Raw genomic sequence first — 18,624 nt, 5'->3', positions numbered from 1 at the left:
AAATGGACATTGTGCAACATTTGTTGCATATCTCTCACTCGAGGTCTACAGTCCGACGATGGACCGTGACGCGCTCGCCCAAAGGATCATCGACAGCTTTCCCGACCTGCCCGCTCAGCTCGCCATCGCGGCGCGTTATATCGTCGACAATCCGGACGACGTGGCGTTGCTTTCAATGCGCGAACAGGCGCGCCGCGCCGGCGTCCGGCCCTGGACGATGAGCCGGCTTGCCAAACGGCTCGGTTATGACGGTTACGAGGAAATCCGTGCCCTGCACGCCACAGCCATCAGACAGGGCGAGCTCGGTTTCGCCGGCAAGGCAGGACGGCAGGCGGCCAGACAGAAAGAAAGCGGCGAGACCGCGCTTGCCCGCGACATCGTTGCCGCCGGCGCGACCCAGATCGACCGGCTCGCTGCGCCGGACAGCCTGGCCGCACTCGCCGACGCGGCGGCGCTTCTGGCCACGGCGCGGCGCATCCATTGCCTGGGCCTGCGGTCGAGCCACGCCGTCGCGGCGCAATTCGCCTATATCATGTCCTTTCTCGGCGACAGGACGGTACTGCTCGGCACGGACGGTTTCGGCGGCTACGACGCCGTGCGCGTGGCCCGGGCCGAGGACGCTCTGCTTGCCGTCAGCGTCGCGCCCTATTCGCGCCTGACCCTCGACATCGCCCACTGGGCAGCCGGCGAGAACGTGCCCGTGGTGGCGATCACCGACAGCCCGGTCTCGCCGCTGGCGGCGATCGCCCGGCACACGATCCTGGTGTCGACGGAGAGCCCGTCCTTCTTCCATTCGATGGCGCCGGCCTTCGTGGCCGCCGAAACACTCGCCGCGCTGGTGGCCGGTCGCGGCGGCGCCGAGGCGCTGGCGGCGATCTCCCGGGCCGAACAGCAACTCGCCGCCTTCGGCGTGCATCATCTCGCCCCCACTCCACGGACAGGACCATGACCCACATTCTGCATCGCCAGATTCACGGCACGCTGCCGGTCGCCGTTGCCGGCCGCGGGGTCGAGTTGTTCGACCGCGACGGCCGCGCCTATATCGACGCCTCGGGCGGCGCTGCCGTCTCCTGCCTGGGCCACGGCCATCCCGACGTCGTCGGCGCGCTGCACGAGCAGGCCGACCGGCTCGCCTATGCCCATACCGGCTTTTTTACCAGCGAGCCGGCGGAAGCGCTCGCCGACATGCTGATCGCCAACGCGCCGGCCGGCATCAGCCATGTCTATTTCGTCTCCGGCGGCTCCGAGGCGGTCGAGGCGGCGCTGAAGATGGCGCGGCAATATTTCGTCGAAAAGGGCGAGCCTCAGCGGCGCGCCATCATCGCCCGGCGCCAAAGCTATCACGGCAACACGCTCGGCGCACTGGCGGCCGGCGGCAACGCAATGCGCCGGGCCCAATTCCGGCCGCTGCTGGCCGAAACCCACCATATCGAGCCGTGCTACGCCTATCGCCACAAGCGCGACGACGAGAGCGAGGAAGAGTACGGGCTGCGCGCCGCCCAGGCGCTGGAGGACAAGATACAAGAACTCGGCGCGGAGACGGTTATGGCCTTTATCGCCGAGCCGGTCGTCGGCGCGACCGCCGGCGCGGTGCCGGCCGTGCCCGGTTACCTGAAACGGGTGCGCGAGATCTGCGACCGCCACGGCGTGCTCTTGATCCTCGACGAGGTGATGTGCGGCATGGGCCGTACCGGTACGCTGCACGCCTGCACGCAGGACGGCGTGGCGCCCGACCTGATGACCATCGCCAAGGGTCTGGGCGGCGGCTATCAGCCGATCGGAGCGGTGTTGTTGTCGCGGGCGATCTTCGACGCCTTCGCCACCGGGTCGGGCCTTTTCCAGCACGGCCACACCTATATCGGCCACCCGATGGCCTGCGCGGCCGCGCTCGCCGTGCAGCGGGTGATCGAGCGAGACGGGCTGCTGGAGAACGTGCGCACGATGGGCGAACGGCTGCGGAACCTGCTGGCGGAGCGCCTGGGCACGCATCCGCATGTCGGCGACCTGCGTGGGCGCGGACTGTTTATCGGCCTGGAGGTCGTCGAGGACCGGACAACGAAAGCGCCGTTCGATCCGGCGCTGAAACTGCATGCCCGCATCAAGCAGGCGGCGATGGCGCGCGGGCTCCTGGTCTATCCGGCCGGCGGCACGATCGACGGCTCGCGCGGCGATCATGTGCTTGTCGCGCCGCCCTTCATCGTCGAGGATCAGGACCTGGACCGGATCGTCGACCGGCTCGACGCGGCGATCGACGCCGCGGTCGCGGAAGTCGGTTAGGGTCGGGGCTCGCCAGGCCGGCCAGGGCGCCGGCTGTTATCCGACGGATTTCTTGCGCCCATGCGCGCGGACGCGCCCACCCGCCCGTCGCCCGGCCACATCCACCAGCCGCCTGAATGTCGGGCATTCCATATGGGTCGGAGCCGAACAATCCGCGACATGGCGCAACGTATCGCGCAACGCCGCCAGTTCGCGAATCTGCCGGTCGAGATCGTCCGCCCTTTGGTGCAGAACCGCGCGCGGCAGTTCCGGAGCGCCATCCTTGCCCAGGATGCCGGCAATCTCATCGAGCGAGAATCCCGCCGATTTTCCCATGGCGATCAGCTTCAGGCGCAATAGCACGTCGGCGGGAAACTGACGCCGCAACCCATGGCGGAAAACCGAGGAAATCAGCCCGATCTCCTCGTAATAGCGCAAGGCCGACGGCCGTATCCCGGTCCTGTCGCAAACATCTCCGATATCGAGAAATTCCATGCTTGACCTCAAGTCAACTTGAATTCGTAGGATGCCCTTTCATCACATTCGAGACAAGGGGCAGCAAAGCCATGGAGCAAACCAGACAATCTGTTTTAGACGGTGCAAATTGGGGCGTTATGGCAGCGCTGGCATTGTCGATGCTGCTGGGCTCACTGGGTACCAGCATCGCCAATATCGCGTTGCCGGTTCTGGTCGGGGCGTTTTCGGCGCCGTTTCATCACGTCCAATGGGTCGTCATTTCTTATCTCGCGGCGCTGACGGTCTCGGTGATCGTGGCCGGACGCCTTGGCGACATCTACGGATTGAGGCGCATGCACCTTTTCGGCCTCGGTCTTTTTCTGCTGGCATCGCTGCTTTGCGGCATCGCGCCAACCCTGTGGGTGCTGATCGCAGCGAGAGCGCTTCAGGGCATCGGGGCGGCCTTTCTGATGACCCTGACCCTGGCGCTGATGCGCGAAACGGCGAACGAAACGCGCATCGGCCAGGCCATGGGCCTGCTCGGCACGGTTTCGGCACTCGGCACAGCCATCGGTCCATCGCTCGGGGGCATGATCATCGCGGCAACCGACTGGCGTGGGATTTTTCTGGTCCTAATTCCGCTCGCGGCATTGGCGCTGATTCTCGCCTTCATTTCACTGCCCATGGATGCCGGCGAGGATCGTACGCAAACAGCCAACTTACGGACCATGATAACCGGGAGCCTGGTCCCCAGTCTTTTGGCCAATTGCCTGGTGGCCGCCGTGATGATGTCGACACTCGTGGTCGGCCCGTTTTATCTCGGCCTGGGGCTCGGTCTGAAAGAAGCGATGGTCGGTCTGGTCATGTCGGCCGGTCCGGCCATCTCGATGTTCAGTGGCGTCCCCTCCGGGCGCGCGGTCGACGCGTGGGGAGCGCGAGGGATATTGGCGATCGGGCTGACAATGCTTGCGGCCGGCGCATTTCTGTTGTCGGTTCTGCCGGAAACGTTGGGCGTAACCGGCTATGTCCTGGCGATGGTCGTTCTGACACCGGGCTACCAGCTCTTCCAGGCCGCCAACAACACCGCCGTCCTGGCGGATGCGCCCAAAGACCGCCGGGGCGGCATCTCCGGATTGCTGAGCCTGTCGCGCAATATCGGCCTGGTCGTCGGCGCATCCGCCATGGGCGCGGTCTTCGCCTTCGGCGTCGGCACGGCCAACCTGGCCAGCGCATCCCGTGCGGCGATCGCCAGCGGCATGCAACTGACCTTCATGCTCGCCACGCTGCTGATGGTCGCCACTCTGTGGATGACGTTTGGGCGCCGCACGCAGGCAAAGCGCCCCTGACCAGCCAGCCCTCCACGCCCTCCGCTACGCCGCGTCGCGCAGGACGAACACCGACTGGCGCGCGTGGCGCACCACGCGCGCAGCGTTGGGCCCGAGCAGGTAATCCTTCAGCGCCGGGCGGTGCGAGGCCATGACGATCAGGTCGGCGCCGAGCGCGTCGGCCGCCTTCATGATCTCGTCGTAGATCGTGCCGTGGGCGACATGTCCCTTGATCGTCACCTCGGTGGCGGGGCGGGCATCGAGCATCGTCTTCAAGGCCGAGCGGGCCGCCTCCAGCGTGGTCTCCTCGAAATCCTTCGGGAAGGCGGCGCCGACGATCGACATCGAATAGGTCGGCACCACGGTGAGGACATCGAGCCGGGCACCGTGCTTGACGGCGAGTTCCTCGGCAACGATCAGGCTGCGGGCAGCGATCGCGGGTTCGCCCAGGTCGACCGGGACAAGAATGCGCTCGAACATTAACGGGCTCCTTAAAAAGCCGGAACGGTCTGCCGGCGGCGCTGCGACAGCACGATCAGCACGAGCAGCAACAGGGCGGGAATGTAAAAAACCTCCTTGGGCATCCGTTCGGCCGCAAGCTGCACCGTGGCGATCTCCACCGGCACGTCGCCGTAAAAATCGAACGTGTCGGTGAAATCGGTGAAAAAGGGCGTGCCGGCGAAGGGCTCATCGAGGACCGCCTTGCCGTCCTCCTCGCGCACCGGCAGGCCGGCCTGCTCGAGCCTCTGCAACCCGTCGCCCGTCGGTCCGAGTGCCGCCAGGATCGTCCGCTCGCTGATCTTGTCGGGGTCGTCGAAATCGGGGCCGGTGATCACCAGCCTCAAATTGGCCTCGTCGGGCTGTGCGGCGGCGATCGCCACCACCTCCGCCCCCGGGCGGTCCTCATAGGGGGGCTGGACATAGTCGAGCCAGAAGCCTGGCCTGAACAGGGTGAAGGCGACGAGGATCAGCGCCACCGTCTCCCAGAGCCGACTTCTGGTGAGGAAATACCCCTGGGTCGCGGCCGCGAACAGCATCATCGCCACCACCGCGACGATGAAGATGAAGACCGCCTTGTAGACCGTTACGTCGATCAACAGCAGTTCGGTGTTGAAGATGAACAGGAACGGCAGCAGCGCGGTGCGGATGTCGTAGGTGAAACCCTGCACGCCGGTGCGGATCGGGTCGCCGCCGGATATCGCCGCCGCCGCAAAGGCGGCAAGCCCCACCGGCGGCGTGTCGTCGGCCAGGATACCGAAATAGAACACGAACAGATGCACCGCGACCAGCGGCACGATCAGCCCGGTCGACGCCCCGACCGAGACGATGACCGGCGCCATCAGCGACGACACGACGATATAGTTGGCCGTGGTCGGCAGGCCCATGCCGAGGATCAGGCTCATCACCGCAACCAGTAGCAGCATGGCCATCAGATTGCCGCCCGACAGGAACTCGACGAACTCGCCGACGACCTGGTGTGCGCCGGTCAAGGACACGGTGCCGACGATCACCCCGGCCGCGCCGGTGGCCACCCCGATCCCGATCATGTTGCGTGAGCCGGCGATCATGCCGTTGAAGAAATCCGCCCAGCCGTCGCGAAAGCCCTGGCCGAAACCGCCCTCGCCGCGGAACATGCGCTTCAACGGCTTCTGGGTCAGCACGATGACGATCATCGACACCGTCGCCCAATAGGCCGACAGGGTCGGCGACAGACGCTCGATCAGGATGCACCAGATCAGGATGACGATCGGCAGAATGAAATAGAGACCGGTGATGGCGACATCGCGCGGGCGCGGCAACACGTCCATCGGCGCGTTGGGGTCGTCCTGGGCCAGATCGGGATGGCGCGCGGCGCGCTCCACGAGGATGACATAAGCCGCCAGGAAGATCAGCGCGGCGGTCCAAAAGGTCATGCCCGGAAAGACGACCTTGATCCAGCCGAGCCCGTAATAGACCAAGCCGGCCAGGACGGCCATGGCGATAAAGCCGAACAGAACTCCGGCCAGACGCTGGGCCAGCGTGCCGATCACCGGCGGGCGCTCCAGCCCCTTCAAACCGAGCTTCAGCGCCTCCAGGTGAACGATGTAGACGAGTGCGATATAGGAGATGATCGCCGGCAGGAAGGCGTGCTTGATCAGTTCGGGATAGGCAACGCCGGTGAATTCGGAAATCAGGAACGCGGCCGCGCCCATGACGGGCGGCGTAAGCTGGCCGTTGGTGGAGGAGGCGACCTCGACCGCGCCGGCCTTTTCCGGTTTGAATCCGGTGCGTTTCATCAGCGGAATGGTGAACGTGCCGGTGGTGACGACATTGGCGATCGAGGAGCCGGAATAGAGCCCCGACAGCGCCGAGGCCACGACGGCGGCCTTGGCCGGCCCGCCGCGCAAATGGCCGAGAAGGGCGAAGGCGAGCTTGATGAAGAAATTGCCGGCGCCGGCCTTTTCCAGCAGCGAGCCGAACAGCACGAACAGGAAGATCATCGAGGCCGAGACGCCGAGCGCGACGCCGAACACGCCCTCGGTCTGCATCCAGTAGTGCCACATCGCCTTGCCGAACGAGGCTCCCTTCCACTGGATCGCGTCGGGCATCCACGACAGATGGCCGAAAAAGACGTAGAACACGAACACGCTCGCCACGATGACCAGCGGCAGGCCGAGCGCACGGTAGACGGCGATACCGAGCGCGAGCATGCCGATCGAGGAGAAAACCAGATCGGCCGTGGTCGGCAGGCCGGCGCGGCCGGCGATATCTTCCTTGAACCACAGCAGGTAGAGGCAGGACGCCGCCCCCAGGATCGCCAGCGCCCAATCGTAGACCGGGACGCGATCGCGCGCGCTCGACTTGAACAGCGGATAGGCGAGCATGGCCAGCACCAGCGCGAAAGCGAGGTGGATCTGGCGCGCCTCCTGATTATTGAAGACGACGTTGACGCCGGTCAGGCTGGTCAACGTGAAGGGGATGTTGGAGGCGATGTAGATCTGGAACAGGGCCCAGACGAAGGCGATCGCGATGATGATCCTGCCGGCGAGACCGGTTGCGTTGCGCGCGCCGCTCTCCACCTCCGCCACCATCATGTCGACATCGACGCCGGTTTTGTTCGTGGCTGGATTATCCGCCATCGCGTTGTTCTCCCCTCCCGGCAACGGCCCCTCCGCCGATGCAAAAAGGCCCGGGCGGTTTTCCGCCCGGGCCGCAGCGCGGTGTTACATCCAACCGCGTTCCTTGTAGTATTTCTCAGCGCCCGGATGCAGCGGCGCGGACAGGCCGTCCTTGATCATCTCCGCTTCCTTGAGATTGGAAAAGGCCGGGTGCAGCTTCTTGAAATCGTCGAAATTGTCGAAGACCGCCTTCACCACGGTGTAGACGACCTCCTCGGAGACGTCGGCCGAGGTAATGAAGGTCGCGCCGACGCCAAAGGTCGTCACATCCTTGTCGGTGCCCTTGTAGGTGCCGGCCGGAATGGTCGCGATGCGGTAATACGGGTTGTCTTCGACCAGTTTCTTGATCGGATCGCCCTCGACCGACACCAGTTCCACGTCACAGGTCGTAGCCGCCTCGGTGATTGCGGCGGCGGGGTGGCCGATCGTGTAGATCATGGCATCGATCTTGCCGTCGCACAGCGCCTGCGCCATTTCCGAGCCCTTGAGCTCGGCTGCGAGCGAGAAATCGTCCATGGTCATGCCGAAGGCTTCCATGACGATCTCGGTCGTTGCCCGTTGGCCGGAACCGGGATTGCCGACATTGACCTTCTTGCCCTTGAGGGATTCGAAACCGTCAATGCCCGTGTCCTTGCGCACGACGAGCGTGAACGGCTCGGCATGCACGGAAAACACCGCGCGCTCTTTTTCGAACGCACCCTGCTCCTCGAATTTCGAGGTGCCGTGATAGGCGTGATACTGCCAGTCCGACTGCGCAACGCCGAACTCGAGCTCGCCGGCACGCACCGTGTTGATGTTGTAGACGGAGCCGCCGGTGGATTCGACCGAGCAGCGAATGCCGTGTTCCTTGCGGTTCTTGTTGACCAAACGGCAGATCGCGCCACCGGTCGGATAGTAGACGCCGGTCACGCCGCCGGTACCGATCGAAATGAACTGCTGATCCTGGGCCATTGCATGGCCGCTCAACCCAGCGAGCGCCACGCCGGACAAGGCGCCGACAACCAGTTTTTTCATGTTTTCCTCCCTCTAACTGGGGTTAAGTGGTGGCGTATTCAGGCACCATCGCGGCGCCAACGTCAACCGCCGCACCGATATTCGCCACACGTTACGGTCGTTGTCCAACGACCGTCTCTCGCACGCCACGGCCGTCAAAGCCCGCGATAGCGCGCTCCAAGCGTGTCGGTCCCTTCGGCTCACCCGCTCCCGGCGGCGCAGCCGCCGCGCGGGGACGCGACGTCGGCCTTGACACGATCCGCGAATTCGTCAAACGTTTAATGAATAAGGGAGGAAGGCTGCCGTGCTCACCCAGTCGCGCGCGGATAACGACGTCAGCACCGCGATCCTGTTCGCGGGCGAGAGGGCGTTCGCCGAGTTCGGCTACAACGGCGCCTCGATGCGCGCGATCGCTCGCGAGGCCGGCGTCAACCAGGCCATGATCGCCTATTATTTCGGCTCCAAGGAAGGCCTGCTCGAAGCGATCATGCGCAGGCGTTCGACCTTCGTGAACACGCAGCGCCAGGAGCGGCTCGCCGCGCTGCGCGCGGCGGGCGCGCCGAGCGTGGAGCAGTTGATCGATGCGTTCCTGCGCCCGTTGATCGAGCTCGGAACCGACGGCGAGCGCGGCGGCTACGCCTATGTGAAACTGCTGGCGGTGCTGACGCATTCCGTCGACGACCTGGCCAAGCGGATCGTGGCGGAGAATTTCGACGGCATCGCGCGCCGATTCGTGGAGGCGTTCCAGGAGGTCGCGCCCGCAATGAGCGAAAGCGACGCCATCCGCGCCTATCTGCTGTCGCTCGGCACCGGCATCGCCTCGATCGGCATCGAGGGGCGCGCGGGCCCGATGTCGCACGATCGCTACGACCGCGTCGACACCGAACAACTGATCCGCTCCGTCGTCGCCTTTGCCAGTGGCGGCGTCAGCAGCTTGATGCAGAAACGCTAAGCCAGACCAACGAACACCGGGAGGAAAAGATGTTCGTACCAACCTTGCGCAAGACGATGATCGCGGCCCTGGCCGTGGCGGCGGCGACGGCTGCCCGCGCCGAGACCATCAATGTGACCTACGTGGCCGGGCATCCGCCGGTCTTTCGCTGGGTCCGGCTGGCCAACGAGGTCTTCATTCCGGCCGTGAACAAGCAGTTGGAGGGCAGCGGGCACACGATCAACTGGGACGAGCAATATGGCGGCTCGCTGGCCAAGGTCGGCGACGAGCTCGAGGCCGTCGAGGAAGGCCTGGCCGAAATCGGCGGCATCTCGTCGGTCTTCGATCCAGCCAAGCTGTCGCTGCAGAACGTGACCTATTACACGCCGTTCGTTTCCAGCGATCCGAGCCTGGTGGTGGAAACCATCGACGCCCTGCACGAGACCAACCAGGCGATGCTGTCGACCTGGGAAGAAAACGGGCTCGAATATCTCGGCGGGCCGATCGCCATTGACGATTACGTGTTGATGACGACGTTCCCGGTCAACTCGATCGAGGACCTCAACGGCAAGAAGATCGGCGCGCCCGGACCGGCGGTGAACTGGCTGGAAGGCACCGGCGCGGTCGGCGTCTCGGGCAATCTCACCACCTACTACAACGAGATCAAGACCGGCGTGTACGACGGCGTGATCGTGTTCGCCACCGCCGCCCTGCCGGGCAAGCTGCACGAGGTCGCGCCGCACATCACACGGATCGGCTTCGGCGCCCAATATGCCGGTGCGATCGCGGCCAACAAGGACTGGTTCGACAGCCAGCCGGACGCCGTCCAAAAGGCACTCAAGGACGCCGCCGACACCTATAAGGCCGCCTATCTCGACGATCTCGACAAGGCGGTGACGGCGAGCTTCAAGGCGATGCAGGAACAGGGCGCGACGATCTCCGACGTCGATGCGGAGTTCCGCCAGAAATGGGCCGCCGGCATGGACAACGTCGCCAAGAAATGGGCGGCCCAGGTCGACAGCGAGGGCAAGGCGGGGACCGAGATCCTGAAAGCCTATCTCGATGCGATCCGCGCGGCCGGCGGCGCGCCGGTGCGCAACTGGGACCAGGAATAATCTTCCTCGGGTAAGCGGCCATGACAGAACAGCAAACGCCGGAGCCGCGCCGCGGCTCCGGGGCGGGACGGCGCCTCCGCGCGCTCGCCGATGGCATCTCCAACGGCCTCAACGTGCTCGGCACGCTGCTGATCCTCGGCCTCGTCGTGCTGGTCAATGCCGACGTGATCGGCCGCGAGCTGTTCCTCGCGCCGATCTCCGGCGTACCGGAAATCGTCTCGATGTCGATCGTGGCGATCGTCTTCCTGCAGGTGTCGCAGGCCTTCCGCATGGGCCGCTTCACCCGCACGGACGCCTTTCTCGACCTGATCGCGGCACGGGCCCCGCGCCTGCGCCACGCTATCGAACTGGTCTATGCCAGCGCCGCGCTGGCGCTGATCTGGTTCGTGTTGTCGGCGAGCTATCCGCTGTTTCAAAAAGCCTGGGAACGCAACACCTATGTCGGCACGTTCGGCGACTTCACCGCGCCGGACTGGCCGGTGAAGCTGGTCATCCTGATCGGCTGCGCGGCGCTGATCATGCAAATGGCGATTTCCGGCCTGATCGCCGCCTACCTTATGGTGACCGGAGACGATGACGGCGCGGGCGGGGAGCGCGGACGATGAGCCCGTTCGAAATCGGTCTCGCCACGCTCGGCGCCATGGTCGTGCTCGTCTATGCCGGGCTGTGGGTGCCGATCGCATTGATGCTGTGCTCCTATGTCGGGGTCTGGCTGATCAAGGGCTCGCCGCTCCTGGCCGGCAAGCTTCTGGCGCTCGCGGCTTCCGAGACGATCTCGTCCTATTTTTTCGGCGTGGTGCCGCTTTTCGTGCTGATGGGGTTCCTGGTGTCCGTCACCGGCATGGGCCGGGACGCCTACGACGTCGCCGCCCAGCTTTTCCAGCGCCTGAAAGGCGGGCTCGGCGTCTCCACCGTCGCCGCCAACGCGATCTTCGCCGCCATTACCGGCATCTCGATCGCCTCGGCCGCCGTCTTCACCCGCATTGCCGTGCCGGAAATGGTGCGGCACGGCTATACCAAGCAGTTTTCGGTCGGCGTCGTCGCCGGCTCCTCGGTGCTCGGCATGCTGATTCCGCCGAGTCTGCTTCTCATTCTCTACGGGCTCTTGACCGAGCAATCGGTGGGCGATCTGTTCATCGCCGGCATCATTCCCGGCCTGCTGCTGGCCGCGATCTTCGCCGGCGGGGTGATCGCGATGGCCCGTTTCTGGCCGCGCTTCATCGGCGAGGACCTGTCCGGCGATCGGCTGCACAGCCTGTCGAGCCGCGAAATGATGGCCAAGGGACTGCCGATCGTGATCCTGATCCTCGTCGTGCTGGGCGGGATCTATCTGGGCGCCTTCACCCCGATCGAGGCCGGCGCCGTCGGCTGCCTCGGTGCGATCGTCATCGGCCTGTGGCGGCGCGCGCTCACCGTCTCCAATTTCTGGAACGTGCTGACCGATACCGGACTGGTCACGGCCTCGGTCTGCTTCCTGATCATCGCGGCGCAGATGTATTCGCGTATGTTGGCGCTTTCGGGCGTGCCGAACGAGTTCGGCGCCTTCGTGGCGACCGCCGATATCGGCTTTTGGGGCGTGATCATCGCCTATGTGCTGCTGGTCATCGTCATGGGCACGATCCTCGATTCCTCCTCGATCATGCTGATCCTGGTGCCGTTGATGCTGCCGGTGCTGCAGCCGATGGGCGTCGACCTGGTCTGGTTCGGCATCGTCACGGTGATCGCGGTCGAGATCGGCCTGCTGACGCCGCCTTTCGGTATCTCCGTCTTCGTCATCAAGTCGACGCTCGACGACGACACGATCAGCCTCGGCGACATTTTCCGCGGCGCCGCCCCCTTCGCGCTGATGATGGCCGTCGTGCTCATCCTCGTGCTCGCCTTCCCCTCCCTTGCAACCCTGCCCCTAGGCCGTTGAGGACCACCCATGCCGCGCAGAATCGTCGACCTTTCCGTTCCGCTCGAAACCGATATCGCCTCGGACCCGCCAATGGCGCTGCCGAAGATCGACTATTTCGATCATCGAATGACGGCCGACCAGATCACCGGTTTCTTTCCCGGGCTCGACAAGGACCAACTGCCCAACGGTGAAGGCTGGGCCGTCGAGCAGTTGAGCGTCTCCACCCATAACGGCACCCATCTCGACGCGCCCTGGCACTACGCCTCGACGATGAACAATGGCGAGCGCGCCATCACCATCGACGAGGTGCCGCTGGAATGGTGCTTCAATCCCGGGGTCAAGCTCGATTTCCGCCATTTCGAGGACGGCTATGTCGTTACCGCCGCCGATGTCGAGGCGGAACTGGCGCGCATCGGCCACACGCTCAAGCCGCTCGACATCGTCGTGGTCAACACCACGGCCGGCGCGCATTACGGCAAGCCAGACTATGTCGCCAAGGGCTGCGGCATGGGACGGGAGGCGACGCTTTACCTGCTGGAGCGCGGCGTGCGCGTGACCGGCACCGACGGCTGGAGCTGGGATGCGCCGTTCGTGCACACGGCGAAAAAATTCGCCGAAACGCACGATCCGAAAATCATCTGGGAAGGCCACCGCGCCGGGATGGAGATCGGCTACTGCCACCTGGAAAAGCTTGCCAATCTCGATCAGCTGCCGGCGACCGGCTACGAGATCGCCTGCTTTCCCTTCAAGATCAAGGCGGCCTCGGCAGGTTTCACCCGCGCCGTCGCCATTTTCAACGACTGAGGATCAGACCCATGGCCCGCAAGAACGACAAGGTCATCATCACCTGCGCGGTTACCGGCGGCGTGCACACGCCGACCATGTCGGACGCGCTGCCGATAACGCCCGACGAGATCGCGCGCCAGTCGATCGAGGCGGCCGAGGCCGGCGCGTCGATCATCCACCTGCACGCCCGCGATCCCGAGACCGGCAGGCCGACGCCGGACCCGGCGGTGTTCATGCAGTTCCTGCCGCGCATCAAGCAGGCCACAGACGCGGTCGTCAACATCACCACCGGCGGCGGGCTCGGCATGACCATCGAGCAGCGTCTGGCCGCGCCGCTTGAGGCCGAGCCGGAACTGTGCTCGCTCAACATGGGCTCGATGAATTTCGCGCTGCACCCGCTCGCCGGCAAATACAAGGACTGGAAATTCGACTGGGAAAAGCCGTTCCTGGAAGCCAGCGACGACTTCATCTTCCGCAACACCTTCCGCGACATCGGCTATATCCTCAAACATCTCGGCGAGGGCTGCGGCACGCGTTTCGAGCACGAATGCTACGATGTCGGCCATCTCTATAATCTGGCCCATTTCGTCGACCGGGGCCTGGTGAAGCCGCCCTTCCTGGTGCAGTCGATCTTCGGCATTCTGGGCGGCATCGGCGCGGAGATGGAAAACGTCATCTTCATGAAACAGACAGCCGACCGGCTGTTCGGCGACGATTATGTTTGGTCGGTGCTGGCGGCGGGCCGCTACCAGATGCCGTTCATCACCCAGGCCGCCATGCTGGGCGGGCATGTCCGTGTCGGGCTCGAGGATTCCCTGCATATCGGCCGGGGCACGCTGGCGAAATCCAATGCCGAGCAGGTCGCCAAGATCCGGAAAATCCTCGAGGAGCTCGGCCACACCATCGCCACGCCGGCCGAGGCCCGCGACATTCTGGAGTTGAAGGGCGGCGACCGGGTGAAATTCTGATGGCCGCGGCAATGCAGAAGGCGATGGTGCAATTCGACTGCCGGGGCACCGCGACCGGCAAGATGCGCAACGAGCTCGACGTGACAATGGTGCTGCCCTTCGAGGAGGGGCCGTTCGCGCTGGCCACCGACGAGGGCGCCTTCCACGGCGGCGACGCCAGCGCCCCGCCGCCGCTGGCGCTGTTCGTGGCCGGGCTGACCGGCTGCATCATGACCCAGATCCGCGCCTTCGCCAAACGGCTAGACGTCACGCTGAACGACCTGTCCGTCGATGCCCGCGTGCAATGGGACTGGCAGGCGGCGGGCCGGGTCTACGAAACCGCCCCGCGCGGTTTCGAGATCGATGTCTCGATCGACAGTCCGGACGCGGACGACAAGGTCGCCGCCCTGATCGAGACGGCGAAGAAGGGCTGCTTCATCGAGCAGACGCTGGGACGGCGGAACACCATCCGTCACCGGATGAAGACCGCGGACGGCTGGCAGGAGGTCTGAAATGACAAAAAACCCGATCGACGGCTTCACCGTCTCCAAAGCTGACATCCGCCATGTCGGCCGCGACCTGCAGCGGCCCGAATGCATTCTGGCCGAGCGCGACGGCAGCCTGTGGGCGGCCGACGCACGGTCCGGCGTCATGCATATCCGCCCCGACGGTTCGCAGGAACTGATCGCGCAAAGCCACGCCCAGGCCTTCGCCACCGCGGCCGACGACGCCAAGCGTTTTACCGAAGGCACCTTGCCGAACGGGCTCGCCTTCGCCCGCGACGGCTCGATCTACATCTCCAATTTCGGCACCGACTGCCTCGAGCTGATGACCCGCAATGGAGACACCAAAGTGCTGCTCGACCAGGTCGACGGCAAGCCGATCGGCAAGGTCAATTTCGTGCTGCGCGATTCCAGGGACCGGCTCTGGGTGACGGTCTCGACCCAGATCAGGAACTGGATGGAAGCCGCAGGCCGCCTGATCCGCGACGGGTCGATCCTGCTGGTGGAGGGCGAGCGCGTACGCACGGTAGCCGACGGCATCGCCTTCACCAACGAGATCCGCCTCGATGCCAAGGAGGAATGGCTCTATGTCGTGGAAACCACCGGCCGCAGGGTGATCCGCTTCCGCGTCGGCGAGGACGGCACGCTGTCGCAGCGCCAGACCTACGGGCCCGAGGACCACGGCGCCTTCATCGACGGCATCGCCTTCGACGCCTACGGCAATCTGTGGGGCACGCATGTGATGAGCGACCGCATCTTCGCCATCACGCCGGACGGCGATTTGCGCATCATCCTCGACGACGACAATCCCGGGCCGAGCCGACGGCTGATGGAGGCGTTCGAAGCCGGCAAGGCGACGCCGGAATTGATGCTGGCCTGCGGCGGCACGATCGCGCCCTGGTTCGCCAGCGTCACCTTCGGCGGGCCGGATCTGCAAACGGTCTATATCGGTTCGCTGCGCGGCACCACCATTCCATCCTTTCGCAGCCCGGTCGCCGGACTGCCGATGGTGCACTGGAACGACGCGCGGCCGTAGACGCGCGCCGCGTCAAACCGCGAGCGCGACCCGGCCAGCCTCCCATCTGCCGGCATTGGCCAGCACGCGCTCGGGGTTCCGGTAGCGCGCACGCAGCAGGCGTTCGTAGACCGCGCCCTCGGCCTCCCGGTCGAGCGGCGCCTTTGCCCCTTCCATGATCATCAGCGCCTCGGACAGCGCCTCGACCGTGCCCGACCCCTCGTCGAACTGCGCCTTCTTGCGCCAGATCAGATCGTGCGGCAGCAGGTCCTGGCAGGCCTTGCGCAGGACCCATTTTTCCGTGGTCGGGCCCGTGCTTTCGGCCGCGGACGGGTCGGTGCGGCGCATTTTCAAGGAGGCGGGAATCGCCTGGGCGAAGGCGATCAGATCGCGGTCCAGGAAGGGCGTGCGCGCCTCCAGGCTCTCGGCCATGGTAATGCGGTCGACGCGCTGCAGATTGATGTTGTGCATCGTGGCCAGCGAACGGGTCAGTTCGTCGGCAAGCGCGCGCGGCCGGTCGACATAGGCGTGATGATAGGTGTAACCGGCGAACAGCTCGTCCGCACCCTCGCCGGTCAGCACCGCCTTGACATGGCGGCGCGCCAGCGCGGCGGCGAAATGGGTCGGCACGGCGCTGCGCACCAGGTCCACATCCGCGCTTTCGAGATGGTAGATCACATGCGGCAGCACGCGCGCGACGTCGTCGGGGGTGAAGGCGTGTTCGAAATGCTCGCTGCCGATATGGGCGGCGACCCGCCGCGCCGCGACGAGGTCCGGGCTGCCGTCCAGCCCGACCGAAAAGGTCTTCAGCCGCGACGGCGCGGCCCTGGCCGCCAGCGCGGCAACGATGGAACTGTCGAGCCCGCCCGACAGGAAGGCGCCGACCTCGACATCGGCGACCATCCATTTCTTGACCGCGTCCTCCAGCACCAGACGCAATTCACGCCACGTCGCCTGTTCGTCGAGCCCCGTCTCGGGTTCGGCCGCGCCGTGGGGCAGGCGAAACCAGCGGCGCATGTCGCCATCGCTGTCGAAAAGGGAGCCGGGCGGTATCGCCTCGATGTCTGACACGGCCAAGCCGTCGAACGCCTTCAACTCGGAAGCGAAGGCGAAACCGCCGCCGAGCCGGGCGACGTAGAGCGGCTTGATGCCGAGCGGATCGCGCCCGGCAAGAATGCGCCCGCGCGTGGCGAGCACGAAAGCGAACATGCCGTCGAGCTGCGACACCCAGCGCTGGCTGGCGTTGCGCGACAGATGCAGGATCGTCTCCGAATCGCTTTTGGTTTCGAAGACGCTTTCTCCGAGGATGGCGCGCAGATCGACATGATTGTAGATCTCGCCATTGACCACCAGAATGTCGTCGCCCTGATGGATCGGCTGCGCACCGTCCTGCGGTCCGATGATCGACAAACGGCAATGCGCCATTACCACCGGCGCGTGCGGGGCGCGGGCGACGGCGACGGCGTCCGGCCCGCGATGGGCGATCTTGTCGATCATCGCGGCGGCGAGCGCCTCGTCGCCGACGTTCCACAGACACACGAAACCGCACATGATCGTCTTCCTTCGCTTGTTCTTCCGGCGATGCGCGCGGCATCGCGCGCGATTGACGGACCGTGAGCGGTGCCCGCCTGTCGGGCGGCCGCTGCCGCCAACCGGCGGCTGACGGAACGCTTCGCCCCGACGGCAATGCCTAGCGCGAATTGTGCGCACCGTATGACACGAATCCGACGCCAATTCCCACCGCTGCCGGCTTTGCCCGGCGATTTGAGCCGACAAACCGGGAAACGGCATTTGCAAAATTGATTATGTTGTTATAACCAATTTTGCGCACACACATATCAAACACTCTGTCAAAGAGGCTTCCGGAGGAACGAAAATGATCAGACATCTCACGCGCATCAAGCTGGCCCTCGCCGCCGCCGTGGCCCTACCCTGCGCGGCCTTCGCCGAACCCGTCGAGATCTCCTACCTGACGCACTGGTCGCCCGACACGGTCGCGCTGCTGGAGGCGGCGGCGCAAAAATACCGCGGCGCCAATCCCGACGTGACCGTCACCGTCCAGGCCGTGCCGTTCGGCGACCTGTTGACGACCATCCGTTCCCAGGGCGGGGGAGCCGGCGGCCCGACGATTGCCGGCATATACGATCTGTGGCTGCCGGAGCTGGTGCGCGACGGCTTGGTGGAAAAAGCGCCGGAGGCCGTCGCTGGCGAGGTCGTCACCGCATGGCCGGCGGGCATTGCCGCGGCGGCGGGCGTCGAGGGCACCGTCTACGGCATCCCGAACGAGATCAATGTCTACGCCCTCAACTACAACAAAACCCTGTTCGAGGAGGCCGGCATCGCCGCGCCGCCGACGACCTGGGACGAGTTGAAGGCGGCGGCCGCGGCGATCACCAAGACCGAGGGCGGGCGCATCACCCGCCAGGGTTTCGGCATGATCAATTCCTGGCCGGCGGGCGTGGTCCATCCCTTCGCCTCGCTCTTGGTCTCCAATGGCGGCGACCTGGTTCTCGATGGCGAACCGGCGCTCGACAGCGTGGCGGCCGGCGAGACCTTCGCCCTCTACGAGACGATGATCGGCGAGGGTTATACCGATCCGGCCATGGGCACGGCCGACGCCAACACGACCGGCCCCTTCCTCGACAATTTCGTCTCCGGCAATACCGGTATGATCATCATGGCGAACTGGTGGGAAAGCGCGTTGCGCGCCGGCATGGGCGACGCCTTCGCCACGATCGGCACGGCGCCGATCCCGGTCGGACCGAGCGGCGATACCGCGCGCTCGATCTCCTATTCCTGGCTGACGGTGGTCAATGCCGGCGCCGAGGACGCCAGGCGCGAGGCGGCCTGGGACTTCCTGGCCTGGATCAACGGTCCGGAGTCGGGCGAGAACGGCGCTTCGGCGATGTCGGGCATCCTGATGTCGATGGGCATTCTGCCCTCGCGCAGCTCGGACGTGGAAGCCTATCAGGACAAGCTCGGTCGCGACTTCCTGGCCGGCTATGTGGACGTCTTGGCCAATGCAAAGGCCTTCCCCGTCGTGCCGGGCGGCCAGGAGTTCTCCGAAGCGTTGCAGCAAGTGATCGAAGCCCTGCAATATGGCCAAGTCACCGCCGCCGAGGCTCAGGCCAACGCCCAGGCGGACGCGGCCTCGATCCTGGAGCGCGCGCGCCAGTAGGTTGAAACGTGTGGGCCGGGCACGGACGCCTTCGTGTCCGGTCACGCGACGGGCGGATGTGAGA

The 18,624-nt window shown here is 65.3% G+C and carries 17 protein-coding genes; 12 read left to right on the top strand and 5 right to left on the bottom strand.

The features are described 5' to 3' along the window. The first annotated feature begins 58 nt into the window (after window positions 1-58). Together C7T96_RS15535 and C7T96_RS15530 are read left to right on the top strand one after the other, a co-directional pair. Window positions 59-949, top strand: a complete 891-nt coding sequence (locus C7T96_RS15535) for a MurR/RpiR family transcriptional regulator (RefSeq protein ID WP_106572165.1) — start codon at window positions 59-61, stop codon at window positions 947-949. Next, window positions 946-2,277 (top strand): aspartate aminotransferase family protein, encoded by a 1,332-nt coding sequence (locus C7T96_RS15530; RefSeq protein ID WP_106572164.1) that lies wholly within the window; start codon window positions 946-948, stop codon window positions 2,275-2,277. Before C7T96_RS15535 ends, C7T96_RS15530 begins: the two co-directional genes overlap by 4 nt. A gap of 36 nt (window positions 2,278-2,313) precedes the next feature. Here C7T96_RS15530 and C7T96_RS15525 read toward each other — a convergent pair whose 3' ends face one another. Then, window positions 2,314-2,751 carry a helix-turn-helix domain-containing protein gene (locus C7T96_RS15525; protein WP_106572163.1) on the bottom strand — a complete coding sequence of 146 codons (438 nt, stop codon included), beginning with the start codon at window positions 2,749-2,751 and terminating at the stop codon, window positions 2,314-2,316. Window positions 2,752-2,822: 71 nt separating this feature from the next. Between C7T96_RS15525 and C7T96_RS15520 the strand changes: the two genes are divergently transcribed. Next, entirely contained in the window at window positions 2,823-4,058 is a 1,236-nt protein-coding gene (locus C7T96_RS15520; protein ID WP_199190496.1) for an MFS transporter, read from the top strand. A gap of 24 nt (window positions 4,059-4,082) precedes the next feature. Here the strand turns inward: C7T96_RS15520 and C7T96_RS15515 are convergent, their stop codons facing one another. From C7T96_RS15515 to C7T96_RS15505, 3 genes are all read right to left on the bottom strand, one after another. Further along, window positions 4,083-4,517 carry a universal stress protein gene (locus C7T96_RS15515; RefSeq protein ID WP_106572161.1) on the bottom strand — a complete coding sequence of 145 codons (435 nt, stop codon included), beginning with the start codon at window positions 4,515-4,517 and terminating at the stop codon, window positions 4,083-4,085. Between the two features lie 11 nt (window positions 4,518-4,528). Further along, a complete protein-coding gene (locus tag C7T96_RS15510; RefSeq protein WP_106572160.1) occupies window positions 4,529-7,156 on the bottom strand; it encodes a TRAP transporter permease in 2,628 nt (875 codons plus the stop codon). 84 nt (window positions 7,157-7,240) lie between these two features. After that, window positions 7,241-8,209: a TAXI family TRAP transporter solute-binding subunit gene (locus C7T96_RS15505; RefSeq protein ID WP_106572159.1), complete on the bottom strand. Its 969-nt coding sequence runs from the start codon at window positions 8,207-8,209 to the stop codon at window positions 7,241-7,243. A gap of 283 nt (window positions 8,210-8,492) precedes the next feature. Between C7T96_RS15505 and C7T96_RS15500 the strand changes: the two genes are divergently transcribed. Genes C7T96_RS15500 through C7T96_RS15465 form a run of 8 tightly spaced genes read left to right on the top strand, consistent with a single transcriptional unit; the run spans window position 8,493 to window position 15,403 of the window. Next, the gene (locus C7T96_RS15500) at window positions 8,493-9,140 is read left to right on the top strand and encodes a TetR/AcrR family transcriptional regulator (RefSeq protein WP_106572158.1); all 648 of its coding nucleotides are present in this window, start codon (window positions 8,493-8,495) and stop codon (window positions 9,138-9,140) included. Between the two features lie 29 nt (window positions 9,141-9,169). Next, the gene (locus C7T96_RS15495) at window positions 9,170-10,234 is read left to right on the top strand and encodes a C4-dicarboxylate TRAP transporter substrate-binding protein (RefSeq protein WP_106572157.1); all 1,065 of its coding nucleotides are present in this window, start codon (window positions 9,170-9,172) and stop codon (window positions 10,232-10,234) included. A gap of 20 nt (window positions 10,235-10,254) precedes the next feature. After that, window positions 10,255-10,839 (top strand): TRAP transporter small permease, encoded by a 585-nt coding sequence (locus C7T96_RS15490; RefSeq protein WP_106572156.1) that lies wholly within the window; start codon window positions 10,255-10,257, stop codon window positions 10,837-10,839. Beyond that, the gene (locus C7T96_RS15485) at window positions 10,836-12,149 is read left to right on the top strand and encodes a TRAP transporter large permease (protein WP_106572155.1); all 1,314 of its coding nucleotides are present in this window, start codon (window positions 10,836-10,838) and stop codon (window positions 12,147-12,149) included. The genes C7T96_RS15490 and C7T96_RS15485 overlap by 4 nt, the downstream gene beginning before the upstream one ends. 9 nt (window positions 12,150-12,158) lie before the next feature. Next, window positions 12,159-12,935, top strand: a complete 777-nt coding sequence (locus tag C7T96_RS15480) for a cyclase family protein (RefSeq protein ID WP_106572154.1) — start codon at window positions 12,159-12,161, stop codon at window positions 12,933-12,935. A gap of 11 nt (window positions 12,936-12,946) precedes the next feature. Then, a complete protein-coding gene (locus tag C7T96_RS15475; RefSeq protein WP_106572153.1) occupies window positions 12,947-13,885 on the top strand; it encodes a 3-keto-5-aminohexanoate cleavage protein in 939 nt (312 codons plus the stop codon). Continuing rightward, window positions 13,885-14,376 carry an OsmC family protein gene (locus C7T96_RS15470; RefSeq protein ID WP_106572152.1) on the top strand — a complete coding sequence of 164 codons (492 nt, stop codon included), beginning with the start codon at window positions 13,885-13,887 and terminating at the stop codon, window positions 14,374-14,376. Before C7T96_RS15475 ends, C7T96_RS15470 begins: the two co-directional genes overlap by 1 nt. A 1-nt stretch (window position 14,377) precedes the next feature. After that, window positions 14,378-15,403 carry an SMP-30/gluconolactonase/LRE family protein gene (locus C7T96_RS15465; protein WP_106572151.1) on the top strand — a complete coding sequence of 342 codons (1,026 nt, stop codon included), beginning with the start codon at window positions 14,378-14,380 and terminating at the stop codon, window positions 15,401-15,403. A 12-nt stretch (window positions 15,404-15,415) separates the two neighbouring features. Here C7T96_RS15465 and asnB read toward each other — a convergent pair whose 3' ends face one another. Further along, window positions 15,416-16,933: an asparagine synthase (glutamine-hydrolyzing) gene (gene asnB / locus C7T96_RS15460; protein WP_106572150.1), complete on the bottom strand. Its 1,518-nt coding sequence runs from the start codon at window positions 16,931-16,933 to the stop codon at window positions 15,416-15,418. 325 nt (window positions 16,934-17,258) lie between these two features. On the opposite strand from asnB, the gene C7T96_RS15455 reads away from it, so the two are divergent. Continuing rightward, complete coding sequence (locus C7T96_RS15455; RefSeq protein WP_106572149.1) at window positions 17,259-18,560, top strand: extracellular solute-binding protein; 1,302 nt, start codon at window positions 17,259-17,261, stop codon at window positions 18,558-18,560. Window positions 18,561-18,624: the final 64 nt, after the last annotated feature.

It is taken from the genome of Nitratireductor sp. StC3 (genome assembly GCF_003015025.1).
Taxonomy (GTDB): domain Bacteria; phylum Pseudomonadota; class Alphaproteobacteria; order Rhizobiales; family Rhizobiaceae; genus Mangrovimarina; species Mangrovimarina alexandrii.
This window is presented reverse-complemented; position numbering and strand designations above follow the sequence as displayed.